Below are 25,148 nucleotides of genomic sequence, written 5' to 3'. Positions count from 1 at the left end.
AATTTTTTTAATCTTTTTTTAAACATAATAGTGCGTGAAACCTAGTATTTGGATTTATCGTTCATTAAGCCTGTTCCTAGGCTTAATTCTGACGTACACCGGATATAACTATTTACTCTTAGGACTAGGTTTATTCATTTTTTGGTCTACTTTAATTATGATGGTGGTTTCATTAGTTAAAGATAGGGTTAATTTTAATTCTAGGCTCTTCTACGTGATATTCTTATCCTATTTACCAATTCATCTGTTCATATATAGTTTAGCCCTAGAGAGGCTATTAACTAGTATTTACGGTAAACTATTCACAATTAATAGCCCATTCTTAAGCTTTAGCTTCACACCGTTTATAGGTAATTCACTACTATCTCTAGCATATAATTTGATCTTTAACCCTTCTATCACAATTGGATTTCCACCAAACTACTTCCTTGACCTTTCATTTTACTCCATCTCCATGGGAATAATAATAGCACTGTTCATAGCTTCTATCATGGATAGAGTAGTTTACTTGTACAAAAAGACGAAGTTAGTAAAGGAAGTTCTAATAATTCCCATCTTAGGAGTAATAGGAGGAGGGAGTTGTTGTGTTTCAATACCGTTAATTCTAGCCACTTCAATACCAGTAGCTAATATAATTCTTCTTTCACCTGTTGGTGATCTAGCCTTATTCATAGCTTATATTACGCTACCACCATTAACAGCTTTAATATTAGGTTTACATTTTAGGACTTTAATATTTCCTAAGAAGAGAATGAAGTTGTTGCCTAAGAATCTATCACGACTAGATAGGTGAACGAGGTTTGTAATCATAAAAGTTTTTTTACGTAAGTGAAAAATAGTTGCGCATTATATGAATTTACTTGAATTTTTATCCTTATAACTATATTAAATTTATTACATATTATTTAATAAAAACAATTCTTGTTTTTGTATAAATTACTTGTTTTGCTAACAAGGATAAGAATATTTATACATATATATTACGTTAAACTTATATATTAAACTACGTTAATGTTTACCTTCAACTCTATAAGTGATATAAAGAATTAGAGTCATATCTGTTTATTTTTAAAAAGTTTTTATTGTATTTCTCCGATTTACTAGTAACATTTTACTTTGGTTAAATCTATTTTCATGTGTAGACAAATATCTTAGTATAAATTTCTCCGAAAGTTTTTGATTTATAAGACTTATTAAAACTTCTCAAGCTTTTATTCTTTAGATCGCCTAATACTTAACGATAAAATGTCAAGCCTCGTCTTTTAAGGCAGGAGAATGCCAGTTCTTTAGTTAGAGATAATGTTATGATTGCATTTTCTCATTCCTGCGAATCGATGATGGATGGGTTTTGCTCTGAGCTTCTTCATTCTTTATCATATAACGGCATTTATACGTTCAAAAATCGTAGAGTGTTTTAGTTTTAAGACTACGATCAATATTAAAGCGTGATAAGGCTATTTAAGAACTTCAGAAGTTTCTCTAACTTTAGAAAAATTTATAAATGTATAAATCGACCTTAAATTAAGGTAGGTAGTAAAAAATGTTGGATAGTCCTACCGATTTACTAATTCTCTTGGTAGTTATAGCCGTAGTATTCTTCGGATCATCTAAGATACCCGAAATATTCAGATCCTTAGGTAGAGCAATGGGAGAGTTTAAGAAGGGGAGAATAGAGGCTGAAATGGAAATACAGCAGATGTACTCTCAACCATCTGCTAATCAGAGTGTTGAGGAGCTAGAAAAGAAGTTAGTTGAACTACAAAAAGAGATAGAACAATTAAAGCAAAGTAGGGCTTAATTTTTTACTTAAGTTTTTCAAAAATTTGAGAACATGACTAAAAAGTTAAAATATTTTTCACACAAATAGGATAAAAAACCTTTTATAAAAATCATTAGCGTCTAAAAATATCTTTCAAAATTTGAAATGAACTGTTTTATGTTTCTCTAAGCAAAAAACTCACTCTTGAAACAGACTTAGTACATAGAATAAGTGATAATAATTTTTGATAAATTTTCTATAATTTTCTTACTATTTAAATAAAATAATTAAAATGCAAAATATTTCATATTAGATAAAAATTTTTAAGCATATGATCTACTATAGGAATATGAAAGTAGGAATTATTGGTTCCGGTCCAGCTGGGGTTTATGCGTCAATTACTCTAGCTAAGGACGCTAAAGTCGTCTTAATAGAGAGAGAAGACAGATTAGGGGGTACTTGTGTACTTTATGGATGTATACCAACTAAGTCCATGTTAACACCACTAACCCTCTCCTCTTTTCTTTCATCTTATAAGAGGGAAATTAAATTTGACATTGACGAGCTCAGAAGCTTTGCTCTAGATTCCATAAATAAGATAAGTAAAGGAGTAGAGTCTATGCTTAACAGTATTGGTGTAGAAGTAATTCACTCCAATGCTTACATAAGGTCATCTATGCTTCATGCTGGGAATTCTTCGATAAACGTTGATAAGATATTAATAGCATCTGGTACTAGAAGGGAGAGAGTAAAGGGTTTGAAGTATACTGAAGACTTACCCTATGAAAGAGGAGATTATCAGAAGGTTATCATAATAGGTGGAGACGTAGGTGGGATTGAACTAAGCTGGCTATTGAACAGGTTAGGAAAAGAGGTAGCCTTAGTTGACAGAAACTCCTCACTATTATCTAACGTGGATAAGGATCTATCTACAGTAGTGACAAGTTATTTTAACCAATTAGGAGTAAGCCTATATTTAGGAGAAGAGGTAGTAAAGGTAAACGATAATTCAGTCACTTTAAAGAGCGGAAAGGTTATCTCTGGTGATGCTGTCTTTTTGACCTACGGTAGGAAAACCAATTTAGAGGGTTTCGAGGAGATACCCCATGATAAGTTTATCTACGTTGATGAATTTTTGAGAACTGAAACTCCAAACGTTTACGCAGCTGGAGATATCATAGGCACTTATACTGCGCATGAAGCTATATATGGAGGAGTTATAGCTGGTAAAAATATACTGGGATATAATGAGGAGTTTATAGCTGAAGGAGTTCCTAAAGTCATTTACACTCATCCTCAAATAGCATATACTGGTGTACCTTCCGGAAAGTGCGTAACTGTTAATACATTAAGCCTGACTAAGTCTATTATAGATAGAGATGAGGGTGGTCTCTTTAAGATTTGCGAAAGAGATGGCAAAGTAACTGGAGCGATAGCATTTATGCCTGAGGCTGAAAGTGTAGTCTCATTGGTCTCAGCACTAATAAGGCTTGAGGTTAGTTTAAAAGACGCTCTAAATTTAATTTTACCACATCCATCATACTTGGAGGTTCTAAGCGAGTCATTAAGAGTGTTAAAGTAAATCTAATAAAAATTTTAAAAGTAAGGTTTAAATATCTTAAAATGCAATTATTTTATGGTATATCATGTCAATATCAATTTCTAAGGATAAGCTATTAGACATGTATAGGAAGATGCTTCTGATAAGATATCATGAGTTAACGGTAAAGGAGTTGTTCGCATCTGGAAGGATACCAGGTTTCGTACACCTATACGTGGGAGAAGAGGCTGTTGCTGTAGGTGTAATGAGTAACTTAAAAGAAGAGGATTACATCACAAGCACGCACAGAGGACATGGACATTGCATAGCTAAGGGGTTAGACGTTAAGAGAATGTTAGCTGAGATATTGGGCAAGAAAACTGGAGTTTGCAAGGGAAAAGGGGGGTCTATGCATATATTTGACTTCAGTAAAGGAATGTTAGGGGCTAATGGTATCGTAGGAGGAGGTGCACCTCACGCTGTTGGAGCTGCTTTAGCTTCTAAGCTTAAGGGGTTGGACAGAGTTGCAGTTGCCTTTATTGGAGATGGGGCTATGAACCAAGGAGTAGTATTGGAATCATTAAACTTAGCCACAGTGTGGAAACTCCCTGTTGTGTTCGTAGTCGAGGATAACATGTATGCTATGTCTACAAGGAGTTTATCTCCAGGGAGGTTGCAACCCAGATATTCAGCTGCTAAGAGCTACGTAGATAGGGCTTTAGGATTTGGAGTTCCAGCAGTGGAAGTCGATGGTATGGATGTTTTAGCAGTTTATGAAGCCTCTAGGGAGGCAATAAATAGGGCTAGAAGAGGAGAAGGACCTTCATTATTACATTGTAAAACTTACAGATTCTTCGGTCATTTCGAAGGAGATCAATTGGTATATAGGGATAAGGAGGAAGAGGAGATGTGGAAGAAGAGAGATCCCATAACTTTGTTCAAGGATAAGCTAATCTCAATGAAGATTGCCACTTCAGAGGAGTTGGATAAGATAGATTTGGAAGCTAAACAAGAAATAAGTGAGGCGTTAAAGTTCGCTGAACAGAGCCCATATCCAGAGCTAGAGGAGGCTCTAACTGATGTGTTCACAGATAACTCTTATTAAGGGGGGTGTGTTTAAACTTGAACAATAGACAAATCACCTTCACGGAAGCCATAAATGAGGCTTTAAGGCAAGAGATGGAAAGAGATCCTTCTGTAGTTTTAATAGGTGAAGATATAGGAGTTTATGGAGGAGCTTTTGGAGTAACTAAAGGCTTAGTAGAGAAGTTTGGCACGGATAGAGTTATTGATACCCCTATTTCAGAGGCAGGATATATAGGAGCTGCTGTTGGAGCTGCTTTAGCTGGATTAAGGCCAGTAGTGGAATTAATGTTCGTAGACTTCTTCGGTGTAGCAATGGACCAGATATATAACCAAATGGCAAAGCTAAGATACATGTCTGGTGGGCAACTGAAGGTCCCCTTAACATTAAGAGCTCCCATAGGAGCTGGAATAGGTGCAGCAGCTCAACACTCTCAAACGCTATACTCCATTTTCGCTCACGTCCCTGGCTTAAAAGTAGTTGTCCCATCAACCCCATATGACGCTAAAGGTCTGTTGATATCATCAATTCGTGATGATGACCCAGTAGTGTTTCTGGAGAACAAAGTATTGTATGGAGTTAAGGGGCCAGTGCCTGAGGAAGAGTATACAATACCTTTAGGTAAGGCTGAAGTGAAAAGGGAAGGAGAGGATGTGACAATAATAGGGATAGCCAGAACTGTATGGCACGCTTTAGAGGCTAACGAGACTTTAGGAAAGGAAGGTATTAGTGCAGAAGTTGTTGACGTAAGAACTATTGTACCATTCGATAAGGAAACAGTTCTCAAGTCAGTTAAGAAGACTGGTAGAGTGGTAATAGTTGATGAAGACTATGATAGGTGTGGATTCGCCTCTTGGGTAGCTTCCATCATTGCAGATGAGGCTTTTGAATACTTAGATGCTCCCATAAAGAGAATAACTACACCAAACGTTCCAATTCCGTTTAGCCCTCCATTAGAGCAATACGTATTGCCAGATGCTAAGAAGATAGTGAACACAGTTAAGTCCATTACGGGGTAAAAAGAAGTGAACTCCATTGGCGTTATCATCAACCCCGAGTCCGGAAAGGATATAAGGAGAATAGTAAGTAACGCATCTTATATAAGTAGTTATGCGAAAATTAACGCGGTAAAACGCTTTCTCTTAGGTCTAGATTCTACTGACAGCGTGGACGAAGTATTATTAATGCCAGACTTTTATGGGTTATCCTTAGACCTAATTGAGGAAACTGAAGATAAAGTAAATTTTAAGCTCACTAAAGTGAATATGAAGCCCGAAAATACAGTAAACGATACTATAACCGCTTCAAAGATAATGAAGGAGAAAGGGGTAAAGACCATTGTAAGTGCAGGGGGAGACGGTACATTAAGGGCTGTGTTTAAAGGTATAGGTGATACTACACCAATTTTAGGTCTTTCTTTAGGCACTAACAACGTCTTAGGTGCTTCCTATGAGCCAACAGTATTGGGGGTTATGCTAGGGTATTTCTTGAAAGGGAACTATTACGACATATTGGATAAGGCTAAAACGATTAAAGTGTTGATTAATAACGAAGAGAAAGACTTCGCTCTAGTAGACTTAACGTTCATTGATGGATGGTATGTAGGGGCTAAGGCTATATGGGATGAATACTCTCTCAGATATACCTTCATATCCAAAGGTGAACTGGGTGATATAGGCATACCCTCAATCGCCAGCTTCCTTAAACCAATAAATTTCGATGACGATTTTTCCTTAATGATAAAGTTCGGAATTGGTCACAGTAAGATTAATGCCATATTAGCACCAGGGTTAATAAAAGAAGTCTTCATCAGTGAAGTAAGAACGTTAAGGATAGGAGAAGAGATTGAGATACCTAGAGGTAATTACGTTATTGCGTTTGATGGTGAAAGAGATTTAGTTGCAAATCAATCACAAGAGGTTAAGGTTAGGGTAGAAAGGGATGGTCCCTTATTAATAAATCCTCAAAAGGGAATTAGATATATTACAACTTACTATAAAGAGAATAGGGGGAAAGAAATTGGGTAAAGAGGTAGTAATGCCCAAACTTGGATTAACTATGACTAAGGGTAAAATAGTTGAATGGAAGAAGAAAGAAGGAGATAAGGTTGAAGCTGGAGAAGATATAGTCGTAATAGAAACTGAAAAGATAACTACCACTATTAAAGCCCCAATAAGTGGGATAATCCTTAAAATTTACGCTAAGGAAGGAGAAGAGGTGCCAGTTGGTCAGATAATAGCCTTTATAGGCATGCCGGGAGAAACACCACCACCAATAACTAGAGGAGAAGAAGTCACTCAACCTCTTGATGTTAGACAAAAGATGGAAGTTAAGGCAGAGGTTAAGGCAGAGGTTAGGTCTACTCCGAGAGCAAGAAAGTTAGCTAGAGAAAAAGGTATAGACTTAACTGCAGTAAGGGGAACTGGTCCAGGGGGAATGATAACTGAAGAGGACGTATTAAGGGAATTAGAAAGTAAGACCAAATTTAGTCTATTAGGAATAAGGGTTAGAGAAATAATTCCAATGAGCCCGATGAGAAAGGAGATAAGTAAGAGGATGACCCAAAGCCTTCAAACCATGGCCCAAGTAACCTTATCAATGGAGGTAAATGCGACTAATCTAGTTAAGATAAGAGAGGAGATAGAGAAGAAGACTGGAGAGAAGATAACTTACACTGATATTATAGTCAAGTTAACCTCAAGTCTTTTAAAGACACATCCATATTTGAACGCTACTTTAGAAGGAGATGAGATTAAGATATTAGATGAGATCAACATAGGTATAGCAGTAGCCCTAGACCAAGGGTTAATAGTACCAGTAATAAGAAATGCAGATAAGAAGTCCATAGTAGAGATATCCAGAGAGGCTCACCAGCTAGCAGATAAGGCTAGGGAAAATAAGCTTTCACCAGATGACGTAGCTATGGGAACTTTTACCGTATCAAATCTAGGAATGTATGATATCGATTCCTTCACTCCCATAATAAATCCACCTCAGACTGCAATATTAGGTGTGGGAAGAATAAAGAAGAGCCCTATTGTTGTAGGAGACTCAATATCAATAGGATATACGATGTGGCTGAGTTTGACTTTCGACCATAGAGTATTGGACGGACATACAGCGGCTAAGTTCCTAAAAGAGTTGGCTAGTATTATAGAAAATGAAGAGGAGTTAAGGAGGAAAGTTAGTTAATTCTTTAATTGTTTTTTATATTCTTCTTTCTAAGATTAACTTGCACTCTAATAATTGCTCATTTTTCTTTCAATCCCTTTTGGGATGCAACGGTGAGTTTATAAACGTTTAATTAAGCAAATGATTCTCGCATTTCTTGCATTAAGACTCGCATTTTTACGCTTTTAAATAACTTAATGAAGACGAACTAATATTGTTTGAGTTAATGAATAATAGGGTTATTATATCGTATTGGGGCATTGAAATGTCACTTGAAAATGACAGAATAAATGTTTTTTAACACAGCGCAATAGTTATGTTTATAAAGAAACTTAAATGTACGTATTTAACGTAAAAATTAAACCTACGTTAAAATAAAAGGTTTTATTACGATATAAAATCTATATTTTATACGGTAATACATATGTCAATAGCTCAAAGAAGAATTAATATAATATCCCAAGAATAAGATGTGTAAGTGATTAAAAATATTAAATATTTTTCAAGTTTTCCACTATCTACATTCCTAGACTTCCGATAAATATTGTGCCTTTGATCATGGCTTATTATTTACATCAAACCTATTTGCCGTGGTAAGCAGTTTCAGTGAGAGGATTAAGTTTATGTAACTCCATACTAATTTTTTTACATAATGCCAGATGTGGGTATGTATCCCAAAAGGCTTACATAGCCCGAGATGTTTCTCCACTTAGATGGTGGGTTGGGGTTATCCCGCTAATGGGACAGAGGAGGGTGAAGGCGAAAAATTCGCTTGACTCCCGTGAAGCCCAAGGGTCGATATATATGAGATCCGATGAAACCCAAACCCCTAACTTCTCATGCCTTAAATTCTCTTGCTGTGTCTATGGTTGTCCATAATACGTTAAACTTTTTAAAATTGAAGCATAGTAGGATAAAAATTTATACAAATAGCGTCAAGCCTTTTATGACTGGAAGGTGGTCAGAAATAGTCTGGATGGGATTGATGAAAATTATATTTCATTGATAGTTACAATCCCTCCGTCAACGTTCGCAGTTATTATTAGTTCACCTTTATTCCCAGCTCTATTGGGAGGTAGTCTCGCAACTCCTCCGTCTACTCTCGACGAGGTTATAACGCTAAAGTCCTTAGGTATTGATACATCAATTTTCCCCATCCCTCCATCTATATCAATATTCAATCTCGCTTTGGTAGTGTCCTCAAACTGGACTTTTCCATCAACTTTCCCTCCATCTAAAGTGATGTCTACCATATCCTTACACTTCACGTTTAGGCTAATTAATCCTCCGTCCATGTCAATCTTCAGATCGTTTACTTTTATTTCATTAATCTCTACTTTCCCTCCGTCAACGCTAACTCTAAGTTGATTTAAATCGGGGTAGCTTATCTTTATGTAACAACCATCTGCACTAATGCCATTATCATTTATTTCGAGGTCTCCTATATAACTACACTTAGCTAGGAGATGTGGTTCTCCCTTACTTAGTTTAACTACACCACCGTCTACCTCAATATTTAACTTATCATTAACTTTTAGAGGACCGTCATATACTACCCTTAGGTGTGAGCCTATGTTAATTGAGAAGTCCTTAGAACCAAGTACTCTAGATACTATTTTACCTACTAATCCTCCTACTCCACTCACTATATTCCCTATCTCCTCATTGATCTCTTCTTCGCTGCTAAGTTCCTCTTCTATTGACAAAACTTGCTTCGATTTTCTAGATATAATATCCTTTAGATTTGGAGGGGACTTGATAGTTATAACGTTCTCTATCAGTTCTAACACGCCATTTAATAGGTTTTCATCAATATCATCTTTGAATATTACCTCATTGACGTTTCTTATTATTAATTTCTTGTTCTCTTCTTTAATTTTAGTCAACATACCTTTGTCTATTATTACCTTATCTGCGTACTCGATCAATACTGGTGTTAATACTCTTTTTTCTTCTGGTAATATTACGTTTTGGCTCTCTATCATGTTTACTATTGATAAGGCTTTTTTCCCTAACTCTGTGAGGACGTAATTTCCCTTATCGTCCTTAGTTATTAAGCCATCTAGTTTTTTTAAGTGAAAGGCTAGGGCAGAGCTCTCTAAGTTGAGTCTCTCGCATAACTCAGAAAAACTCCTAGGAGTCTGGAGTAGCTTTATTATTTTCCTTCTGATCTCGTTTGATACTGCCTCAAATATATCCATATGTTAGTATAGTCTTTGACAAATATAAGCATTTTGTAAATTTCAAGATAGTAAAGAAAAATTTACTCATTGCTTGTATGTAGATCTTTTTAAGTTGCAAGTACCCTACACCTAATTTTTACAGACGAAGGTTAGACGGGAGGGAAGTCAGCATATAAAGAGTTTGGTGTATTTTCATAAGAGCTATTGCTTAAATTTTAGTTTGATAGCTTAAACTTCATAATATGATTTTTAATAAGCTAATCTTTAATACCAAAACGAATCTAAGTAAAATATGAAAGCCCTTCTGATAAGACCTACTAATCCTACCGGAAGTGGTTACAACAAGTCCTTTGGCTTCATGCCAACACCTTTAGGCTTATTACAATTGGCTGGAGACTTAAGGGCTACTGGTAATTGGGATGTTAAGGTTATAGATATGGAAGCTGATTTGACGAGTGTGGATGATGTAGTTAACTTAGCAATAAGTTATGATCCCGATATCATTGGAATAACCTTACATGCTACAGCCTCTCACAATGTATCAGTAAAGATAGCTAATGGAATAAAGAAGGAGCTAAAGGATGTAATTCTGATTGCTGGAGGGCATCACGCTACTTTCTTACCTACCCAAATGCTTAAGGACGGCTTTGATATAGTGGTATTGGGTGAGGGAGATTTAACAATTATGGAAATAGGTAACGCAATGAAAAATAGAGACTTTTCAAATGTTAGGGGAATAGTTTACAAGGAGGGGGAGAAGATAATAAGGACTCCCCCTGCCCCATTAATTGAGGATTTGGATAAATTACCACTTCCAGCCTTTGACTTAGTAGAAAAGGAAAGATATAGGATTGACGCATTTGGAGAAAATCAATATGTGGCATGTGTTGAAACAGCTAGGGGATGTCCTTATGCATGTGATTTCTGTTCTGTAACTCCCACGTGGGGTAATAAGTGGAGAAATAAGTCTAATCCTAGAATATTAAAGGAGATTGAGGAGATCAAAAAGCTAGGATACAATTGGGTCTTTTTCGTCGATGATATATTCATTGTATGGCCTAATAGGAGTCAGAGAGCTAAGTTATTCAGAGAGATGATAGAAAGGAAGTTGACTATAAATTTCATAACCCAAATGAGGGCTGACGTAACAGCTAGAAATCCAGAATTAATAAAGTTAGCTTCTGAGGCGGGTTTAAGGGTAGCGTTTTTGGGAGTTGAGAGTGGAAGTCAAGAGACTTTGAAGAAGATGCATAAAGGTTTAGCGGTTTCTGATTCAATAAAGGCTGTTAAAGTACTTCATGAGAACGGCGTAATAGTGTTTGTTGGAATGATGATGGGTGCGCCTTATGAAACTTTTAAGGATATAATTGCGACCATAAAGTTCTCTAGAAAGCTAGCTGATGCCGGAGCAGATGGTGTGCAGTTTTCTATTTATACACCACTTCCAGGGACTAGAATATTCGTTAACTCTTTACAACAAAAAGCTTTATTCACATTGAACTGGGATTACTATGATTTATTAACGCCGGTAGCTAAAACGAGGGTAAATCCTGCATTAATTCAATTTTTAGCTGTTTACGCTAACCACACGTTCTATTTATACAAGTATCTTAGGAGTAAGCTTAAAATATCTAAACTGAAGATTCCAGAGAGAAAGCTAGAACTATTGAGGAATGCTGAAAAGTATATATGGAAAAGGTTGCCATACTTCATTAGGGGGACGTTTATAGATTTGCCAAAGTCTATGATGAACACGTTGAAGTTGTATTCTAAGAGGGCAAATAGTCTAAGAAACGACTTAATTGATCTACTTGTTTCAGAGTCAAGTAAGATAATCTACTATGACCCCGGGGATAAGAATAGGTACTTTAAGATTAAGACCGACTAAAGACTTTTTTAACTTTCGAACACATTATCTTTGATGAACGGATTGGTCTTTGCTGAAGAGTGATGACTGCACGTCATAGTGACCTTATAAGTAAGGATTTTCTTTTTAAAATCTAAGAGAGTACTATATTATATGGATAAATTAATTTTAAAGGGAGACTTCTCTATACTGAGAGGTAAGAGAATAGCGGTAATAGGTTACGGTAATCAAGGTTACGCACAAGCTAATATAATAAGAGACAACGGATTGGACGTAATCGTAGGAAACATAAGGGATGAATACGCGAGAAAAGCTGAAAAGGATGGTTTTAAAGTTTATGATATTCCAGAAGCGTTTGAAAGGGCTGACATAGCATTAATGTTAATACCAGATGAGGTTCAACCTGAGATTTATAAAAGTGTGGAAAAGATAATTGAGAAAAAGGATGGTTTCGTCCTAGATTTCGCCTCAGGTTATAACGTGGCTTTTGGATTTGTTAAGCCACCTAAGAACGTTGACACAATAATGGTAGCTCCCAGAATGATAGGTGAAGGAATAGTGACATTGCATAAACAAGGTAAGGGTTACCCAGTCTTAATAGGTGTAGCAAACGATTACTCCGGGAAAGCCTGGGATTACGCAATAGGAATAGCTTCAGCTATAGGGGCTATAGGCAAAGAAGGTGGAGTTGCAGTTAGGTCATCTTTCGAAGAAGAAGCTTTGTTAGATTTATTAAGCGAGCACACGTGGGCTCCCTTACTTGTCGCCACTATGAAAGCCTATTTTGACGTGGTAACAGAAAAGTATGGTGTCTCTCCAGAGGCAGTTATTCTAGAACTTTACGCCTCTGGTGAGTTGGGAGAAATTGGTATGGCTATGGCTGAATATGGATTATTCGAGCAACTGAAGTTCCATTCCACTACTAGCCAATACGGGCATTTGAGCAGGGCAGAGAAGTATTATGATATAGTTAAAAGAATATGTGAGGAGGAGGCTGAAAAGATACAAAATGGGGAATTTGCAAGAGAGTGGACTTTAGAGCAAATAGCTGGAAAAGTAGTCTTAAATAGTCTATGGAAGAAGTTTACTAATAGCAAGATGTCAATGTCAGAAAAAGAGTTATATGAAATATTAGGAAGGAAAAAAGATTAATTTTTTATTGATCTGTTGCTTCGTTAATTTCTTCTAACCTCTTACCCACCGTATTGGGTGTTAAGAAAAGTACCAATATAGCCATTATTATTGCGGGTATCCACGGTATTGTCCATCCTCCCACATTTCCTAAGGCATATATGAGAGGAAGTATGACGAGTAATCCCACAGCACCTCCTGCGTGTCCTACTCCATCAGCTATAGAATATCCAGTAGCTCTAGCAGCTGTGGGAAAGTTATCTATACACATCTGGTAGTAAAGCTGATACCAACCTACTCCTATGAGCTCAGCTAAGAATGCTCCTATGAAGAATAATGTTGACGACCTTATTGCACCTCCATACCCCATAATACCGGTTCCCAACGTATATATGATCACAGAAATTATGGTCATCTTCCTTCTATCATACTTATCGATGAAGGGTCTTAGTATTATAGACCCTAGAAAAGCTCCTATACCTGCTAGACCAAATAAAAAGACTATTTGTGATAGTAAGGCTCCAGAATAGCCTAACACTACCTTAGCCCACGTCTCTGGGATTACTAAAAATGGATAATCCATGAAGTAGACGAAAAACATTAAGAAGAATAACGCTAATAACCTCTTTAGATATTTAGGTTTAGCTAATATCTTGAAGGGATTTTGCTTTGGAACGTTATACATTCTCATGTCTGGCTCTGGCAATGACGTAAGACTAGTTCTAATCATAGAAACTTTTTCCATTGAGGAAATTATCTTTTCTGCCTCATCAAACTTACCTTTTGAGGCTAGGAATCTAACCGTTTCGGGAGCATACGCTCTGATTGCAAGAGCTAAAAACGCCAAGATAGCTCCTACTAAGAACACTATTCTCCAACCTATTGATGGTATACTAGTAACAATAATAGCAGCTATGAATGGACCAATCCCTATTCCAGCCCATCCTCCAATAAATGCTAAATTAGTATATCTACCTCTTTTGGCTGAGGGTGACATTTCGGACATGTAAGTCATAACTAATACTAGGTCAGCACCAATTGCCATTCCAGTTATAAATCTAAATGCTGCTAACATAGGGTAATTTACTGATAAGGCATCCCCTAAACTCCCTATTGCTGTGAGCAAAGCCGTAAATATTAATGTAGGTCTTCTTCCTATGATATCTGCGAAGTAAGAGAAAAGTGGCGCCCCTACGACATATCCCCATAGACCTAAAGAGGCTACCAGTGAAGCTTGAAATCCCGTGACGACGAATGGTATATATGGTAATGCGAAACCTACGTTTATAACGTCATATAATGTTATGAAAAAGCTAAATCCCATTGCCCATATTATGGCATAGGATAGTCCCCATGTAGGTAATCTATCTACTCTTGCTACATAATAATCTGGATTTGTTTTAAGGTCACTCATATGTTAAGTTACTAATTTTTTAATATTAAAAATTTACTTGAATTTTTCTATTCTTTAGAACTAAAATATTTTTTTGGCATAATTTTCAATAAAAGTATATTTAACTTACCATAGACGTGAAGAACTAGTAATGCTGACGAGAGAAAATCTCACATTTTAAGGCAGGAAAGAGGTTTAGAATGTGAATCTGACTTCCTACCCACCATGAATGGCGACTCGTCACTTCGTAATTTTTATGAAATCCCTATTTACACTCTATTAACGTACTAATTTAAACTCTTCATATCACAGTTTTATTCATAAATACCTACAAGGTGTTTTCAAATTTAACGTTTATTTCTACATCTGTTAAAATATAAATCTTTAGCCTCTTAACTAAAGTATTTTAGGTATAGATAAAATATTATTTTATGATTCCTCTATCAGAGGAGGACAGGTTAATTTTAGACTCTGTAAACCAATTGATGGATAAGTATAATGAAAGGTATTGGCTAGATAAGGATATAAAAAGGGAATTTCCCTCAGAGTTCATGAATGAGTTCATCGAGCTTGGTTTAGGATCTATTTTAATACCTAAAGACTATGGTGGAATTGGTAAGGGACCGAAAATGGCTTGTGCGATCTTATATCTTGTTAACGTCAAAGGTGGAAATTCTTACGTCCTTCACGGTCATTATTATAATACTTCACTCCTAGTTAGACATGCTGGTAAAGTAATTAGAGAGAAGTACTTTAGAGAGATAGCAAATGGGGCTAAAGTCCTCTCGTTAGCCTTAACTGAGCCCGAGTCTGGATCAGATAGCACTAAGATAAGGACTTTCGCTGAGAAGAAAGGGAACAAGTACGTCGTAAAAGGGCATAAAATATTCATTTCTAGGGTTAAGTATTCTGACTTCATGATACTCGTAGCTAGGACTAAACCTTATGAGAAGGTAGAGAGGAAAACTGAGGGAATTACATTGTTTGTAGTTGATTTAAGAGAGGTAAAGGAAGGGAGTATAGAAATGAGGGAGATAAGGACTATGTCAAATACAGCTGCTTATGAACTATTCATAGATGGCTTAGAGATACCGGAAGAGAACGTAATAGGTGAAGTCGATAAAGGTTTCTACTATCTATTAGACTTACTTAACGCAGAAAGGTTTATGATAGCAGCAGAGATGATAGGTAATGCTGAGTGGTTTATAAATAAGGCTAGTGAGTACGCTAAAAATAGAGTAGTGTTTGATAAGCCTATAGGAAGCTATCAAGGTGTCCAATTTCCATTGGCAAAAGTTTACGCTGAATTAGAGGCAGTTAAGGCGTATTTTAATGAGGGGCTGAAGTATTTAGAAGAGGGGAGTGATGTTAAAAGAATTGGAAATTATGCTAATATCTCTAAATACTTGGCAACAGAAATAGCATGGGAGGCTGGTAATGTGGCAATGGATATATATGGAGGATATGGTTATGCTGTAGATTCTAACGTGGAGAGGAAATTGAGAGAGACTAGGTTATATAAAGTTGCTCCAGTCTCTCAAAACTTAGTCCTAGCATATGTAGCCCATCACATATTGAATTTACCTAGATCATACTGAAATTGGCAAAAATTTTAAAGCATAGACGTCTAAACTCAAAGCTTACAAAGTCTTAACTACATTTTTGGCACAAATGATTGCTTTATTACGAAATACTTTATAGACTAGCATCTAAAATTTCCCTATCTTGCTCACTTTGTTACGTATCTGCATTTTTTATGAAAGAAAACTCTTAAGGCAAGTAGAACAATATAAGTGATGCTATATATCTTTCCTTATCACCTTTAATGAAATCATGGGCTATAATGAAGAACACTCCTGGCAATGTCTTAGCTATATTTTCAATATCGCTTGATATATCTTGCCCGCTTAACATTTTATGCACTAAAATCGCTTCTACTATATCTGGAGGAAGTAACTTGTAATCTTGATCCTTAAATTCTTCATATATTTTCTTAAGACCTTCATTTGAACTCCCTTTAATTACAGATAAAGCTATATTTATTAGTGGGCTATCGCTCTTGACATTAACTTCACGTCCTAGAGCTAAGGAAGCTAAAATTTTTATTTCCTCTGGCATCTGTTCAATTTCAATTATGTCTTCTAGAACTCCCTTATATTCATATTTATTTTTAGAAAGTAATGCATTAGCTAATTTAAATTGATATATCATTATTAACTCTTTTATTTCTTCATCTCCTAACTCATTTAAATTCTTTATATACCCATATATAGCCTCTGAATCCTTAAGCATGGATTGTATAAAACTCCTAAACATATTCCTATCCGTAAACCACTTATCTTCAACAAATGCTCTAAAACCTATGTAGGAGGCATATCTCACGTATAAAATGAATTTATAGTAGTCATTCTCTAACGTATTAATTAAATCCTTTAAATTACCGTTAAACAGTATAGTCGATAAAACTTTCTTTGCACTTCTATCATCAATTTTCTTCAGGACTGATTTTAACTGATCTAATCTTCTCTTATACTCACTGTATTTATTAACAACCTTATCTAGCTCAGACCTATCTATTGCTAAGTTTAGTTCATAGTTCAAGGAGAGTACACTACTCAGCATTTCAATAGGACTCTTCCCAGTTTCTTTTGGTAAGAGGATTAGGGTATAAGGTCTGGCATTGGGTATAACTTTCTGTATTTCTCTTATATGCTTGAGATTCCTATACCCAGTCAATAAAGCCGTTGTCACATAACTACTAACCAGATCTTCGTTCTTCAGTTGAATTATTTTATTAAATATAATGTCCTCTACGCTAACGAAAAATCTTCTGTCATTAAATAGAGCGTAATTAAAAATGAGTTGGAGGGCTCTGTTTACACATTTAACGTCATTAGACTTCACAATAGTTCCAATTATTTTAGGATATAACTCAGTTAAGAGGAGGTTCAAGTTAAAAATTTCGGGAATAACGTTTACGAAGGCTGATGGATCTAACATGATAGGTTGGGGTAGTTCACTACATCTATCATCTAAATAGTCCTTTATGATAGGTATTAATCCCTTTATCAAGGGCTTAACTATTCCTAGCTTATCTGATATGTTAATCAGATAATTGTTTAATGGACTATCCTCTACACTACTAAACTTATATTTATCTAAAAGATAACCTACAATCTTAAAGAAATTATAAGCTAAATTTCCAGTAATTATCTTCTCTTTTAATATGTTAATTAAGATAAGTAATATCTCATCAGCTCTCTTCTCATATTTTTCAACATCCTCAGCACCTTCAGCTTTCTTAATGCTCTCGGGAATATAGTCTATAACAGAAAACCAATTCAATATGGGATCGTCAATTGTTTCCTCCACCTTTCTCCCGAAGTACTTCAAGACTAGTTTTGATACCTCTACTGGCATGGGGAAATATTTCATAGCGAGCAGAGGAGAATACCACTTTAAAACGTTAGGATCACTTTCGAATATCACATTATACACGTAATCTGTGTAATCCTTTTCGTCAATAAATGTTCGGTATGGTGATATCGTAACAATATCAATCCTTAATTTATCCCTTAAAGCGTCCAATAAATCATCTGTAAGGACATAAATATCAGCATTAAGATTTTTGTATATCCCCCTTAAACTCTTATACCCATTCTCGTCATGATAGTCTACTATCTTCAGATCCTTCTTACCCTTAATGTATTTCATAACCTCCTTAGCTATTCCAGTCTTTCCACTCTTCAAAGAACCAATAATACCTACCCTTTTACCATTTAGTAATTGAGCTACTAAATACTCCACGATTTCCAGGTTTTCTGGAGTGTAGTCCAAGTCAATGGAGAGTTTGACTTCTTTCTCTTCAATTCTACTTAGGTATTTATTTACAACCTCTTTTGACCTACCAGGCAAGAGTCTGAGGTGAGAGTCTATAGCGTAGTATATTAGTTCCTTCCAGCTATCGCTAAGTTTATTCCAGCAAAACTTCATTTCCTCTGGTGAATTGAAAAGAGATACTAATGGATAGATTATAGCCTCATCCCCTTTTATGTTTGACTTAGGGAAAACGGTGAACAATTGCTTAAACCTTGAAACAATTGGTAAGACCTCGTCTAGCCCTTCAATCTTTTGAGCTTCATCAAATAATCTAGGAATGTAAGTGGTATAAGTAGGAGTTACTATTAATGAGTACTCGAGAAATTTCACTACATCCTTAATGTTCTTTTCAACTTTAAGATCATCAAAGTGATAGGTTAGAGCATTTCCGGAAATCTTAGTCCTAGGATTCCTTAAGGAAGGTTCACTTACTGGTTTTACTTTTCCTAACATTAAATCGATAACGTAATTCCTGCCCTCTACTACTACCTTCTTACCGCTTTTTACCTTTTCCTCTATCATTTGCCTACACTTCTTTAGTTCATCAAGGCTCTTAACCTCCTTTGGAAGTTCAATTAACTCAAAATTTCCTTTAATTCTTTTAATTACTGTGGTCTTACCAACGAAGGGAAGACCAGATATATAAATAGGGTTTTTTTCAGAACTAATTACTCTATTATAAACGTCATCTTCTGAAATTTCTACGACCATATTTTAGTATAGAGTTATACATAATTAAAAATTTTGCAAACAAGACGAACTTCTGTCCACAATAAAGATAACCTTGTTTTACTTAAGCACGAACTTCAAAAAAATAATTTACCGTTAAATTTTGGTTTCTTATTGCTTAGAAATGAATCTACTCTCTCATAAATTCGCTCATGAAGTTTATACACTTGCCTTCAGACAACGCGTATGCTACTCTCCCCATAAATGGTGAGGGTTCCACTGAGGTATAAGCTCGCCTTTAAGCTATATGAAGGCGAATTTTAACTCGTTTTGTTCTTACTACAGCTTTCTCAAACCACTAAATAATGGTATAGTTAACTTTTTATACTATTAGGGTTACCCTAAGTATATGAGTGGTCAACAAGAGGTTCCAAAGCTCAAAAAAGGCGTTGTTGGTACCTTAGAGGCCCTAAGCCAAGAGATAGCAGCAATGGCACCAGCGTGTGATACAGTGGCGTTCATAACGTCAGCTGCTGCAGCAGCATTTGTGTTAACTCCACTGGCGTTTCTATTGGCTATGGTGGTGATGTACCTAGAAGTGAACACGCTCTACCACTTAGCTAAGAGACATGCAAGTGCGGGGGGCTACTACGGTTACGTTGCTACTGCGTTTGGTCCAAGGGCTGCCATGGTAGTTGGTCTGATGTATCCGATGTATCAGATAGTCAGTACTGCGGCAATTCCCATTTACGTTGCAGGAATAGTTTTGCCTGGAATTCTCTACTACTTCTGGAAGATAGTTCTACCAGCGTGGGTGTGGATACCCTTTATTGCAGTTTTCATATTAGTACCAATAGGGTTAGCTATGGTAGGGATAAGGCCTCAAATGAAGTACATTAGATATGCAGCCCTCACTGAGGTAGCTTTCCTAGCCTTGACCAGCTTAATAGTGATCTTAAAGGCCCCCGACAACACCATCAATCTCTTCAACCCGTTTGCGTGGAACAAGGTCTACGGAAGCCAGTTTGAACCACTTGGAGGACCTCTGGGAGCCCTAGGTCTAGGCATGATTTTTGGAATAACCAGCTTCATAGGCTATGGAGGCTCAGCTCCTTTGGGAGAAGAGGCTAAGCACTCTAAGTACATAAGGAGGGCATTAATGATGGGAGTATTCATTGTCGGGGCAGTACTGACAGAAGTGGCATATGCTCTAACTGTAGGATGGGGAGTGAATAACATGCTGAGCTTTGCTAACAGTGGTATTCCCGGCGTTATAGTGTATACAGAGTACATGGGAATCGCTGGAGGTCTTCTGTTGGCCCTCTTTGCTTTCAACTCAGCCTTCTCAGACAGCGTTGCAATGCAGTCAAACGCAGGTAGGGTTTACTTTGCCATGGGTAGGGATGGGGTACTTCCTAGGTTCTTTGCATATGTTCATAAAAAGTTCGTGACCCCTACAAAGGCTCTAGCATTCGTTGGATTAGCTTCAACGGTCATTGCGGTCATAACTGGCTTCGTTGTGGGTTACTTCTCTGGCGTTAGTCCTAGTCAAATGTTCACTCAACCGGCAACTTCGACACAGATAATAAACGCCTTGGAAAACGCCTTTAGCTTATTGACCACAATGGCTTTAGTTGGACTGGTAGTTGCTCATATAACCATGAATACCTCGGTGTCAATACTGTTCCACAGACTTAAGGAGAGACACTTTGGCTTAAACAAGTTGATCCACCCAATTCAGCACTACGTCTTCCCTACCATAGCCACTGGCATCTTCGCCTACGTGCTTTACACTAGTATATGGCCTCCAGTTTTCCCATATACCCAAGCAGTAATTGCAAGTGCGGTATACTTAGCGTTTTCAATAGCTTACTCGCTATGGGTGTGGAAGAAGAAGCCTCAAATAAGGAACAAAATAGGAAAGACGGTAAACATCGTAGAGGAGGAAAGGCAACAAGGAATTGCAGAGTAGGATAAATCTAAGGTTTTTTTACTACATCCTATTTATCGATTTTTTATTTGGTCTTAGCGCTTATAGTTCTTGAGTGTCAATATAGTGTAGGACATAACATTCGTTTTCCGAAAGTTTTTTATTTTTATGTCCAAAATAAAATTTATGGGTAACCCTAAAGATGTTTTGAAGAGGAATTTTGAAGACCTTAAAGGGATTAGATTACGTAAGTTAGAAGAGGGGATATATGTGGGAAGGAACTTCCTTAAGGATATATTAGTTTACGTGGAATACAATGGGCAAAACGGTATATTCATACACTGCGTTGGTGACTGTATAAAGGGTACTGGATGTGTAGTATATGAAGTTAAAGATAGTATGAGAAAGGATGATATCAAGGTGGAAGAGTTAAACTTAACTCCACTCTTCGTCACGAGTAAAGCGTATACTGCATTACACTCGTTATTAGAGGCTTCAAAGAAACTTGGGATAGAAAAGCTAGAGGAAGCCTTTAATATAATAATGGATAAGGTAAGTGAGGGTAAGTTTTTGGAGTGGGATAGCACAAATGCAGGTTAACTCACTAAAAAGGCCGATTACTCCCTTATTCAACGCGTTTCTTCACATATAGCTCCGTGGCACTAGTTAGAAGTTTTGCGTTGGCTTTCTTATATTAATGGATCATAGAGAGTGATTACAAAGTAGGGAAAGCCTCCTCCTCTAGGGAGGAGGTCAGTCATGTTAATAGATTTGGGACATTTTTCAACCGAATGAAACCTAAGAGGAGATGAATTTAGGAAATCAATCCTAATCCAAATAAATAATATTTTCAAAATAAATAGAAATAATATAAAAACTGTTGTTCACATACATAAAACTTCCACAACCATATTTTAATTTAGAATTAAAAATTTTGTAAGGTTTATATAAACAAGACGAACTTTTATCCACAATAAAGATAACCTTGTCCTAAGTAATCATGAAGTTTAAAAAACACTACTTACCATTAAACTTTGGTTTCCTCTTATTTAGGAATGAATCTACTCCCTCTCTAAAGTCCTCACTATATCTCAATAACCCGAAGGTCTTTCTCTCTATGTCGAAACCAGCGTAAAATGGTGAGTCAGCTATCTCATATATAACCTTCTTTAAAGCCTTAACGGCTAAAGGAGATAAACTCGCTAAGTCCTTAGCTATTTCATATGTCCTCTCATCTAGTTTCTCTGGCTCAACTACTTCATGTACTATACCCCACTGCAAAGCTAAGTCTGCATTAATTCTCTTACCAAGTAATAACATGTAAGTCGCTCTAGATATTCCTAAAGTCTTGATTATCCTCGTTAAACCACCACTCGCTGGGACCATACCTAACCTTATCTCAGGAAAGGCGAACTCACTCTTAGGAGTAGCTACTCGAATGTCACACGATAAGGCTAATTCCAGACCAGCGCCGAAAGCGTAACCATCTATTGAGGCAATTACTGGTTTTGAAATCTTCCACGAAGTTGTCAAATCATCACCCCAATCCAATAACGTTTCTGGAGTAAGAGAGAGGAACTCACTAACGTCCCCACCGGAACTAAAGGCTTTTCCTCCTAAGCCCTTTACTATTATAACCCTAACATCTTGATTTTTATCGAGTTCCAATAACTTCTCTCCTATCTCTCTCCTCATACTGACTGTTATGGCATTCATCTTCTCTTGTCTATCTATAAATATCTTGCCTATCTTATTCTCTTTATCAATCTCAACCTTTATCAATTTACCACCTATATTTGTAGTTTCAATGATAAATTTAAATCTATTTATCCTTCTTCTTCACAACCTCAGGATTTTCTAAAGTACTTACGTCTCCTATTTGAGAATTAGTCTCAATAGCTTTCAACACCCTCCTCATTATCTTCCCGCTTAGAGTATGTGGCAATTCAGATACGAACTCTATTTCCCTTGGAACCATGTGTGAAGCTAATTTCCGTTTAACGTAATCCATAATTTCCTTCTTTAGTTCCTCCGAGGGTTTAATATCCTTCTTCAGGACGACGAATGCTTTAATCTTGTAACCTCTTACCTCATCTTCAACAGCTATTACAGCAGATTCAGCTACTGCTGGATGAGTAGATAAAATACCCTCAATTTCTACTGGGCTAACTCTATAACCTGATACTTTAACCACGTCATCAGCTCTACCAACATACCAGAAATAACCATCTTCATCCATATACGCTACATCTCCGGTTAAGTAATATCCGTTCTTGAAATTACGTTTCCATCTCTCCTCATCTCCCCAAATTCCTTCAGCCATAGCTGGGAAGTTTGGATCTAAAGCTAATATACCTTGACTATTAGGAGGTAGTGGGATTCCATTTTCGTCAACTATTAAAGCTTTCACCCCCGGTAATGGCTTTCCCATAGACCCTATCTTTATAGGCAATGAAATGAAATTGGCAATAACGTAAGTAGCTGTTTCAGTTTGTCCGTAACCATCGTGAACGGGAACGCCAAAAATATCTAAGCCAAATTTCACTACATCAGGACTTACGTATTCTCCCCCAGCGTGAATAAACCTTACAGAGGACAGATCATATTTTTTAGCCAAATCTAAGCCTTCCTTCTTAAGAAGTCTTATTGCAGTAGGAGCAGTTGAGATCACTGAGACTTTAAACTCTTGAATTATTGAGTACCATCTCTCAGCATTAAACTTGCCTTCGTATGAGACTAATGGAATATTGTTAACCCAGGCTGTCCAAACACCGGCAAATCCAGCTACCCAAGCAGGATCCCCAGTATGCCAGAAAGTGTCTTGAGAATGCATGTCGAAGTGATACTTACCAGAAACATAGTAAAACGTAAGTATATCTTGAGAATGCCATATTCCCTTAGGCTTACCAGTAGTGCCAGATGTATAAAGGATTAAGAAAGGATCATCAATAGGTCTTCTCTCATAATTTACATCACTCTTACTTGATTCTCCTTCTATACCTTCATCGCTTATCTTTACCACTTTCACATTTATGTTCTTGAACCTATCAACTAAGGACTCATGAACTAATGCAACTCTAGCATTACTATTCTCTACTCTATATCTTATTGCTTCCTCTCCAAATGTGGAAAATATAGGGACTATAACTCCTCCCGCCATAGCTATGCCTAATAAGGAGAAGTATAAGCTGGGTACCCTTTTAGACATTAATACTACCCTATCTCCCTTATTCACACCGTGTCCCGTTAAAACATCTTTGAATATTGAAGCCTTCTTCTCTAAATCTTTGAAAGTATATCTTTTAGTTTCCCCTTCTTCACTTACCCAAAGTAAGCCATAGCCTTCTTTTTTACTGACTGCTAGTTCAGCCGGATTCACGTTTCCAATGTAATTTATTTCTTTTCTTATCTTGTCCCAACTAAAGCTCTTATATATTTCATCGTAATTATCTAAATTTGGCTTCAACACAATTTTCTTATCTCTAATTACTTCTACCATCAAGAATATGATATACTTTAGTCTTAAATAATTTTTATTAACTTGCTGAAGTGTAACGAAGTTTAATGAGGATTAAGAATTTGGAAAGTCAAATAAGGCTAATAGTCACGCGTAAGTGGAATATTAGAGGAGACTTAATCGATGATGAGACCTCTAAGGTGAGGAAGTCAGTAGTAAGGGAGAATTTAGGATTACTACTCTACTCCTTAATTTTATCTCATCTTTGATTACCAGAATATCAACGACATTATAGTTTATAAATCTCGTGAAGATAAATTATTATGTGAGGAACTTCACAAATTTCCCTTTAAAATTTGTTAGAGTTATTGTAATTCATGAGAATTGTTGGAGCAGATACTATTCAAATGAGGACTTAGTGAGGATAATAAACATAACTCCCTATCCTGAAAAAAACATTCTAAGAGTGTTTGCAACAGTGTCGGAAAAGGGATATAAAGAGATAAGTAAGTTAAAATTTGAAGAGAGAATAAAGGACATCTTCAACGTTTATAGATATGGAGATAAAATATTCATAGACTTAGCTAGGGATTATGATAACTCAGTATTTTCAGTGATTTCACACAATAACGGCATTTTATTGAATACTATGAAGTATAATGGGATGGAGATTTGGAATTTGCTATTATACGAGTATAAGATAAACAAGGTTTTAAGGGAATTAGATGAGGTTGCAGATATTAGAAATGTGACTATAAAGGACGACTTGCCCCAAAACTCTTTAAAAGATGATGAATTAAAGATACTTTCATTAGCGTATGAAATGGGTTACTTTGATTATCCCAGAAAGGTCAAGTCTAAGGAGTTAGCTGAAATGTTAGGGATTAGAGAATCAACATTAATCTATCATTTAAGAAAAATCGAGAAGAAAATGGTAGAGAGCCTACTGAGGAGACATGAAACGGTGTAAAAGATTTTTCGAAATAACGTTAATCCATAAAAATAATGATTAAAAAGTCTTATAGCATTGAAAGATTTGTAAGAGCATTACGTTAAAAAATAAGAATTTTATACTCTATTTGATT

19 protein-coding genes are annotated in these 25,148 nt (G+C 36.3%); 14 read left to right on the top strand and 5 right to left on the bottom strand.

Features of this window, described 5'->3' with window-relative positions; all coding sequences use genetic code 11:
• The first annotated feature begins 34 nt into the window (after nucleotides 1-34).
• From BFU36_RS12335 to BFU36_RS12305, 7 genes are all read left to right on the top strand, one after another.
• Nucleotides 35-793: a hypothetical protein gene (locus BFU36_RS12335; RefSeq protein ID WP_069284302.1), complete on the top strand. Its 759-nt coding sequence runs from the start codon at nucleotides 35-37 to the stop codon at nucleotides 791-793.
• Nucleotides 794-1,540: 747 nt separating this feature from the next.
• Nucleotides 1,541-1,798 carry a twin-arginine translocase TatA/TatE family subunit gene (gene tatA / locus BFU36_RS12330; protein ID WP_069284301.1) on the top strand — a complete coding sequence of 86 codons (258 nt, stop codon included), beginning with the start codon at nucleotides 1,541-1,543 and terminating at the stop codon, nucleotides 1,796-1,798.
• A 310-nt stretch (nucleotides 1,799-2,108) separates the two neighbouring features.
• Nucleotides 2,109-3,341 carry an NAD(P)/FAD-dependent oxidoreductase gene (locus BFU36_RS12325; protein WP_069284300.1) on the top strand — a complete coding sequence of 411 codons (1,233 nt, stop codon included), beginning with the start codon at nucleotides 2,109-2,111 and terminating at the stop codon, nucleotides 3,339-3,341.
• A 64-nt stretch (nucleotides 3,342-3,405) separates the two neighbouring features.
• Nucleotides 3,406-4,404: a thiamine pyrophosphate-dependent dehydrogenase E1 component subunit alpha gene (locus BFU36_RS12320; protein ID WP_069284299.1), complete on the top strand. Its 999-nt coding sequence runs from the start codon at nucleotides 3,406-3,408 to the stop codon at nucleotides 4,402-4,404.
• A 17-nt stretch (nucleotides 4,405-4,421) separates the two neighbouring features.
• Nucleotides 4,422-5,402, top strand: coding sequence for an alpha-ketoacid dehydrogenase subunit beta (locus BFU36_RS12315; protein WP_069284298.1), 981 nt, complete (start codon nucleotides 4,422-4,424; stop codon nucleotides 5,400-5,402).
• 6 nt (nucleotides 5,403-5,408) lie between these two features.
• The gene (locus BFU36_RS12310; RefSeq protein WP_069284297.1) at nucleotides 5,409-6,410 is read left to right on the top strand and encodes an NAD(+)/NADH kinase; all 1,002 of its coding nucleotides are present in this window, start codon (nucleotides 5,409-5,411) and stop codon (nucleotides 6,408-6,410) included.
• On the top strand, nucleotides 6,403-7,575 hold the full coding sequence (locus BFU36_RS12305; protein ID WP_069284296.1) for a dihydrolipoamide acetyltransferase family protein: 1,173 nt from the start codon (nucleotides 6,403-6,405) through the stop codon (nucleotides 7,573-7,575). Before BFU36_RS12310 ends, BFU36_RS12305 begins: the two co-directional genes overlap by 8 nt.
• 971 nt (nucleotides 7,576-8,546) lie before the next feature.
• On the opposite strand, the gene BFU36_RS12295 is transcribed toward BFU36_RS12305, so the two are convergent.
• On the bottom strand, nucleotides 8,547-9,755 hold the full coding sequence (locus tag BFU36_RS12295; RefSeq protein WP_069284294.1) for a winged helix-turn-helix domain-containing protein: 1,209 nt from the start codon (nucleotides 9,753-9,755) through the stop codon (nucleotides 8,547-8,549).
• 274 nt (nucleotides 9,756-10,029) lie between these two features.
• On the opposite strand from BFU36_RS12295, the gene BFU36_RS12290 reads away from it, so the two are divergent.
• Entirely contained in the window at nucleotides 10,030-11,625 is a 1,596-nt protein-coding gene (locus tag BFU36_RS12290; RefSeq protein ID WP_069284293.1) for a B12-binding domain-containing radical SAM protein, read from the top strand.
• 132 nt (nucleotides 11,626-11,757) lie between these two features.
• A complete protein-coding gene (locus BFU36_RS12285; RefSeq protein ID WP_069284292.1) occupies nucleotides 11,758-12,756 on the top strand; it encodes an NAD(P)-dependent oxidoreductase in 999 nt (332 codons plus the stop codon).
• 4 nt (nucleotides 12,757-12,760) lie between these two features.
• Here the strand turns inward: BFU36_RS12285 and BFU36_RS12280 are convergent, their stop codons facing one another.
• Nucleotides 12,761-14,149 (bottom strand): MFS transporter, encoded by a 1,389-nt coding sequence (locus BFU36_RS12280; protein ID WP_069284291.1) that lies wholly within the window; start codon nucleotides 14,147-14,149, stop codon nucleotides 12,761-12,763.
• Nucleotides 14,150-14,559: 410 nt separating this feature from the next.
• Here BFU36_RS12280 and BFU36_RS12275 point away from each other — a divergent pair, with 410 nt between their 5' ends.
• Complete coding sequence (locus BFU36_RS12275; protein ID WP_069284290.1) at nucleotides 14,560-15,726, top strand: acyl-CoA dehydrogenase family protein; 1,167 nt, start codon at nucleotides 14,560-14,562, stop codon at nucleotides 15,724-15,726.
• A gap of 172 nt (nucleotides 15,727-15,898) precedes the next feature.
• Here the strand turns inward: BFU36_RS12275 and BFU36_RS12270 are convergent, their stop codons facing one another.
• Nucleotides 15,899-18,718 carry a hypothetical protein gene (locus BFU36_RS12270; protein ID WP_069284289.1) on the bottom strand — a complete coding sequence of 940 codons (2,820 nt, stop codon included), beginning with the start codon at nucleotides 18,716-18,718 and terminating at the stop codon, nucleotides 15,899-15,901.
• A 367-nt stretch (nucleotides 18,719-19,085) separates the two neighbouring features.
• Between BFU36_RS12270 and BFU36_RS12265 the strand changes: the two genes are divergently transcribed.
• Both BFU36_RS12265 and BFU36_RS12260 read left to right on the top strand, forming a co-directional pair.
• Nucleotides 19,086-20,648 (top strand): APC family permease, encoded by a 1,563-nt coding sequence (locus BFU36_RS12265; RefSeq protein ID WP_069284288.1) that lies wholly within the window; start codon nucleotides 19,086-19,088, stop codon nucleotides 20,646-20,648.
• Nucleotides 20,649-20,792: 144 nt separating this feature from the next.
• Nucleotides 20,793-21,206 carry a hypothetical protein gene (locus BFU36_RS12260; RefSeq protein ID WP_069284287.1) on the top strand — a complete coding sequence of 138 codons (414 nt, stop codon included), beginning with the start codon at nucleotides 20,793-20,795 and terminating at the stop codon, nucleotides 21,204-21,206.
• Nucleotides 21,207-21,623: 417 nt separating this feature from the next.
• On the opposite strand, the gene BFU36_RS12255 is transcribed toward BFU36_RS12260, so the two are convergent.
• Together BFU36_RS12255 and BFU36_RS12250 are read right to left on the bottom strand one after the other, a co-directional pair.
• A complete protein-coding gene (locus BFU36_RS12255; protein ID WP_069284286.1) occupies nucleotides 21,624-22,388 on the bottom strand; it encodes an enoyl-CoA hydratase/isomerase family protein in 765 nt (254 codons plus the stop codon).
• A 40-nt stretch (nucleotides 22,389-22,428) separates the two neighbouring features.
• Nucleotides 22,429-24,105 carry an AMP-binding protein gene (locus tag BFU36_RS12250; protein ID WP_069284285.1) on the bottom strand — a complete coding sequence of 559 codons (1,677 nt, stop codon included), beginning with the start codon at nucleotides 24,103-24,105 and terminating at the stop codon, nucleotides 22,429-22,431.
• A 65-nt stretch (nucleotides 24,106-24,170) separates the two neighbouring features.
• Between BFU36_RS12250 and BFU36_RS13960 the strand changes: the two genes are divergently transcribed.
• Nucleotides 24,171-24,332: a hypothetical protein gene (locus BFU36_RS13960; protein WP_156770092.1), complete on the top strand. Its 162-nt coding sequence runs from the start codon at nucleotides 24,171-24,173 to the stop codon at nucleotides 24,330-24,332.
• A gap of 56 nt (nucleotides 24,333-24,388) precedes the next feature.
• Nucleotides 24,389-25,033, top strand: coding sequence for a helix-turn-helix domain-containing protein (locus tag BFU36_RS12245; protein ID WP_069284796.1), 645 nt, complete (start codon nucleotides 24,389-24,391; stop codon nucleotides 25,031-25,033).
• Nucleotides 25,034-25,148: the final 115 nt, after the last annotated feature.

The organism is Sulfolobus sp. A20, assembly GCF_001719125.1.
Lineage (GTDB): Archaea > Thermoproteota > Thermoprotei_A > Sulfolobales > Sulfolobaceae > Saccharolobus.
The sequence above is the reverse complement of the archived record's forward strand: the minus strand, read 5'-3'. Positions and strand labels throughout refer to the sequence as shown.

Bases quoted from the DNA above. Each gene is read 5' to 3' on its own strand.
- tatA (WP_069284301.1), top strand. From the start codon at position 1,541: ATGTTGGATAGTCCTACCGATTTACTAATTCTCTTGGTAGTTATAGCC.
- BFU36_RS12325 (WP_069284300.1), top strand. From the start codon at position 2,109: ATGAAAGTAGGAATTATTGGTTCCGGTCCAGCTGGGGTTTATGCGTCA.
- BFU36_RS12320 (WP_069284299.1), top strand. From the start codon at position 3,406: ATGTCAATATCAATTTCTAAGGATAAGCTATTAGACATGTATAGGAAG.
- BFU36_RS12295 (WP_069284294.1), bottom strand. From the start codon at position 9,755: ATGGATATATTTGAGGCAGTATCAAACGAGATCAGAAGGAAAATAATA.
- BFU36_RS12290 (WP_069284293.1), top strand. From the start codon at position 10,030: ATGAAAGCCCTTCTGATAAGACCTACTAATCCTACCGGAAGTGGTTAC.
- BFU36_RS12285 (WP_069284292.1), top strand. From the start codon at position 11,758: ATGGATAAATTAATTTTAAAGGGAGACTTCTCTATACTGAGAGGTAAG.
- BFU36_RS12280 (WP_069284291.1), bottom strand. From the start codon at position 14,149: ATGAGTGACCTTAAAACAAATCCAGATTATTATGTAGCAAGAGTAGAT.
- BFU36_RS12275 (WP_069284290.1), top strand. From the start codon at position 14,560: ATGATTCCTCTATCAGAGGAGGACAGGTTAATTTTAGACTCTGTAAAC.
- BFU36_RS12270 (WP_069284289.1), bottom strand. From the start codon at position 18,718: ATGGTCGTAGAAATTTCAGAAGATGACGTTTATAATAGAGTAATTAGT.
- BFU36_RS12265 (WP_069284288.1), top strand. From the start codon at position 19,086: ATGAGTGGTCAACAAGAGGTTCCAAAGCTCAAAAAAGGCGTTGTTGGT.
- BFU36_RS12260 (WP_069284287.1), top strand. From the start codon at position 20,793: ATGGGTAACCCTAAAGATGTTTTGAAGAGGAATTTTGAAGACCTTAAA.
- BFU36_RS12250 (WP_069284285.1), bottom strand. From the start codon at position 24,105: ATGGTAGAAGTAATTAGAGATAAGAAAATTGTGTTGAAGCCAAATTTA.
- BFU36_RS13960 (WP_156770092.1), top strand. From the start codon at position 24,171: ATGAGGATTAAGAATTTGGAAAGTCAAATAAGGCTAATAGTCACGCGT.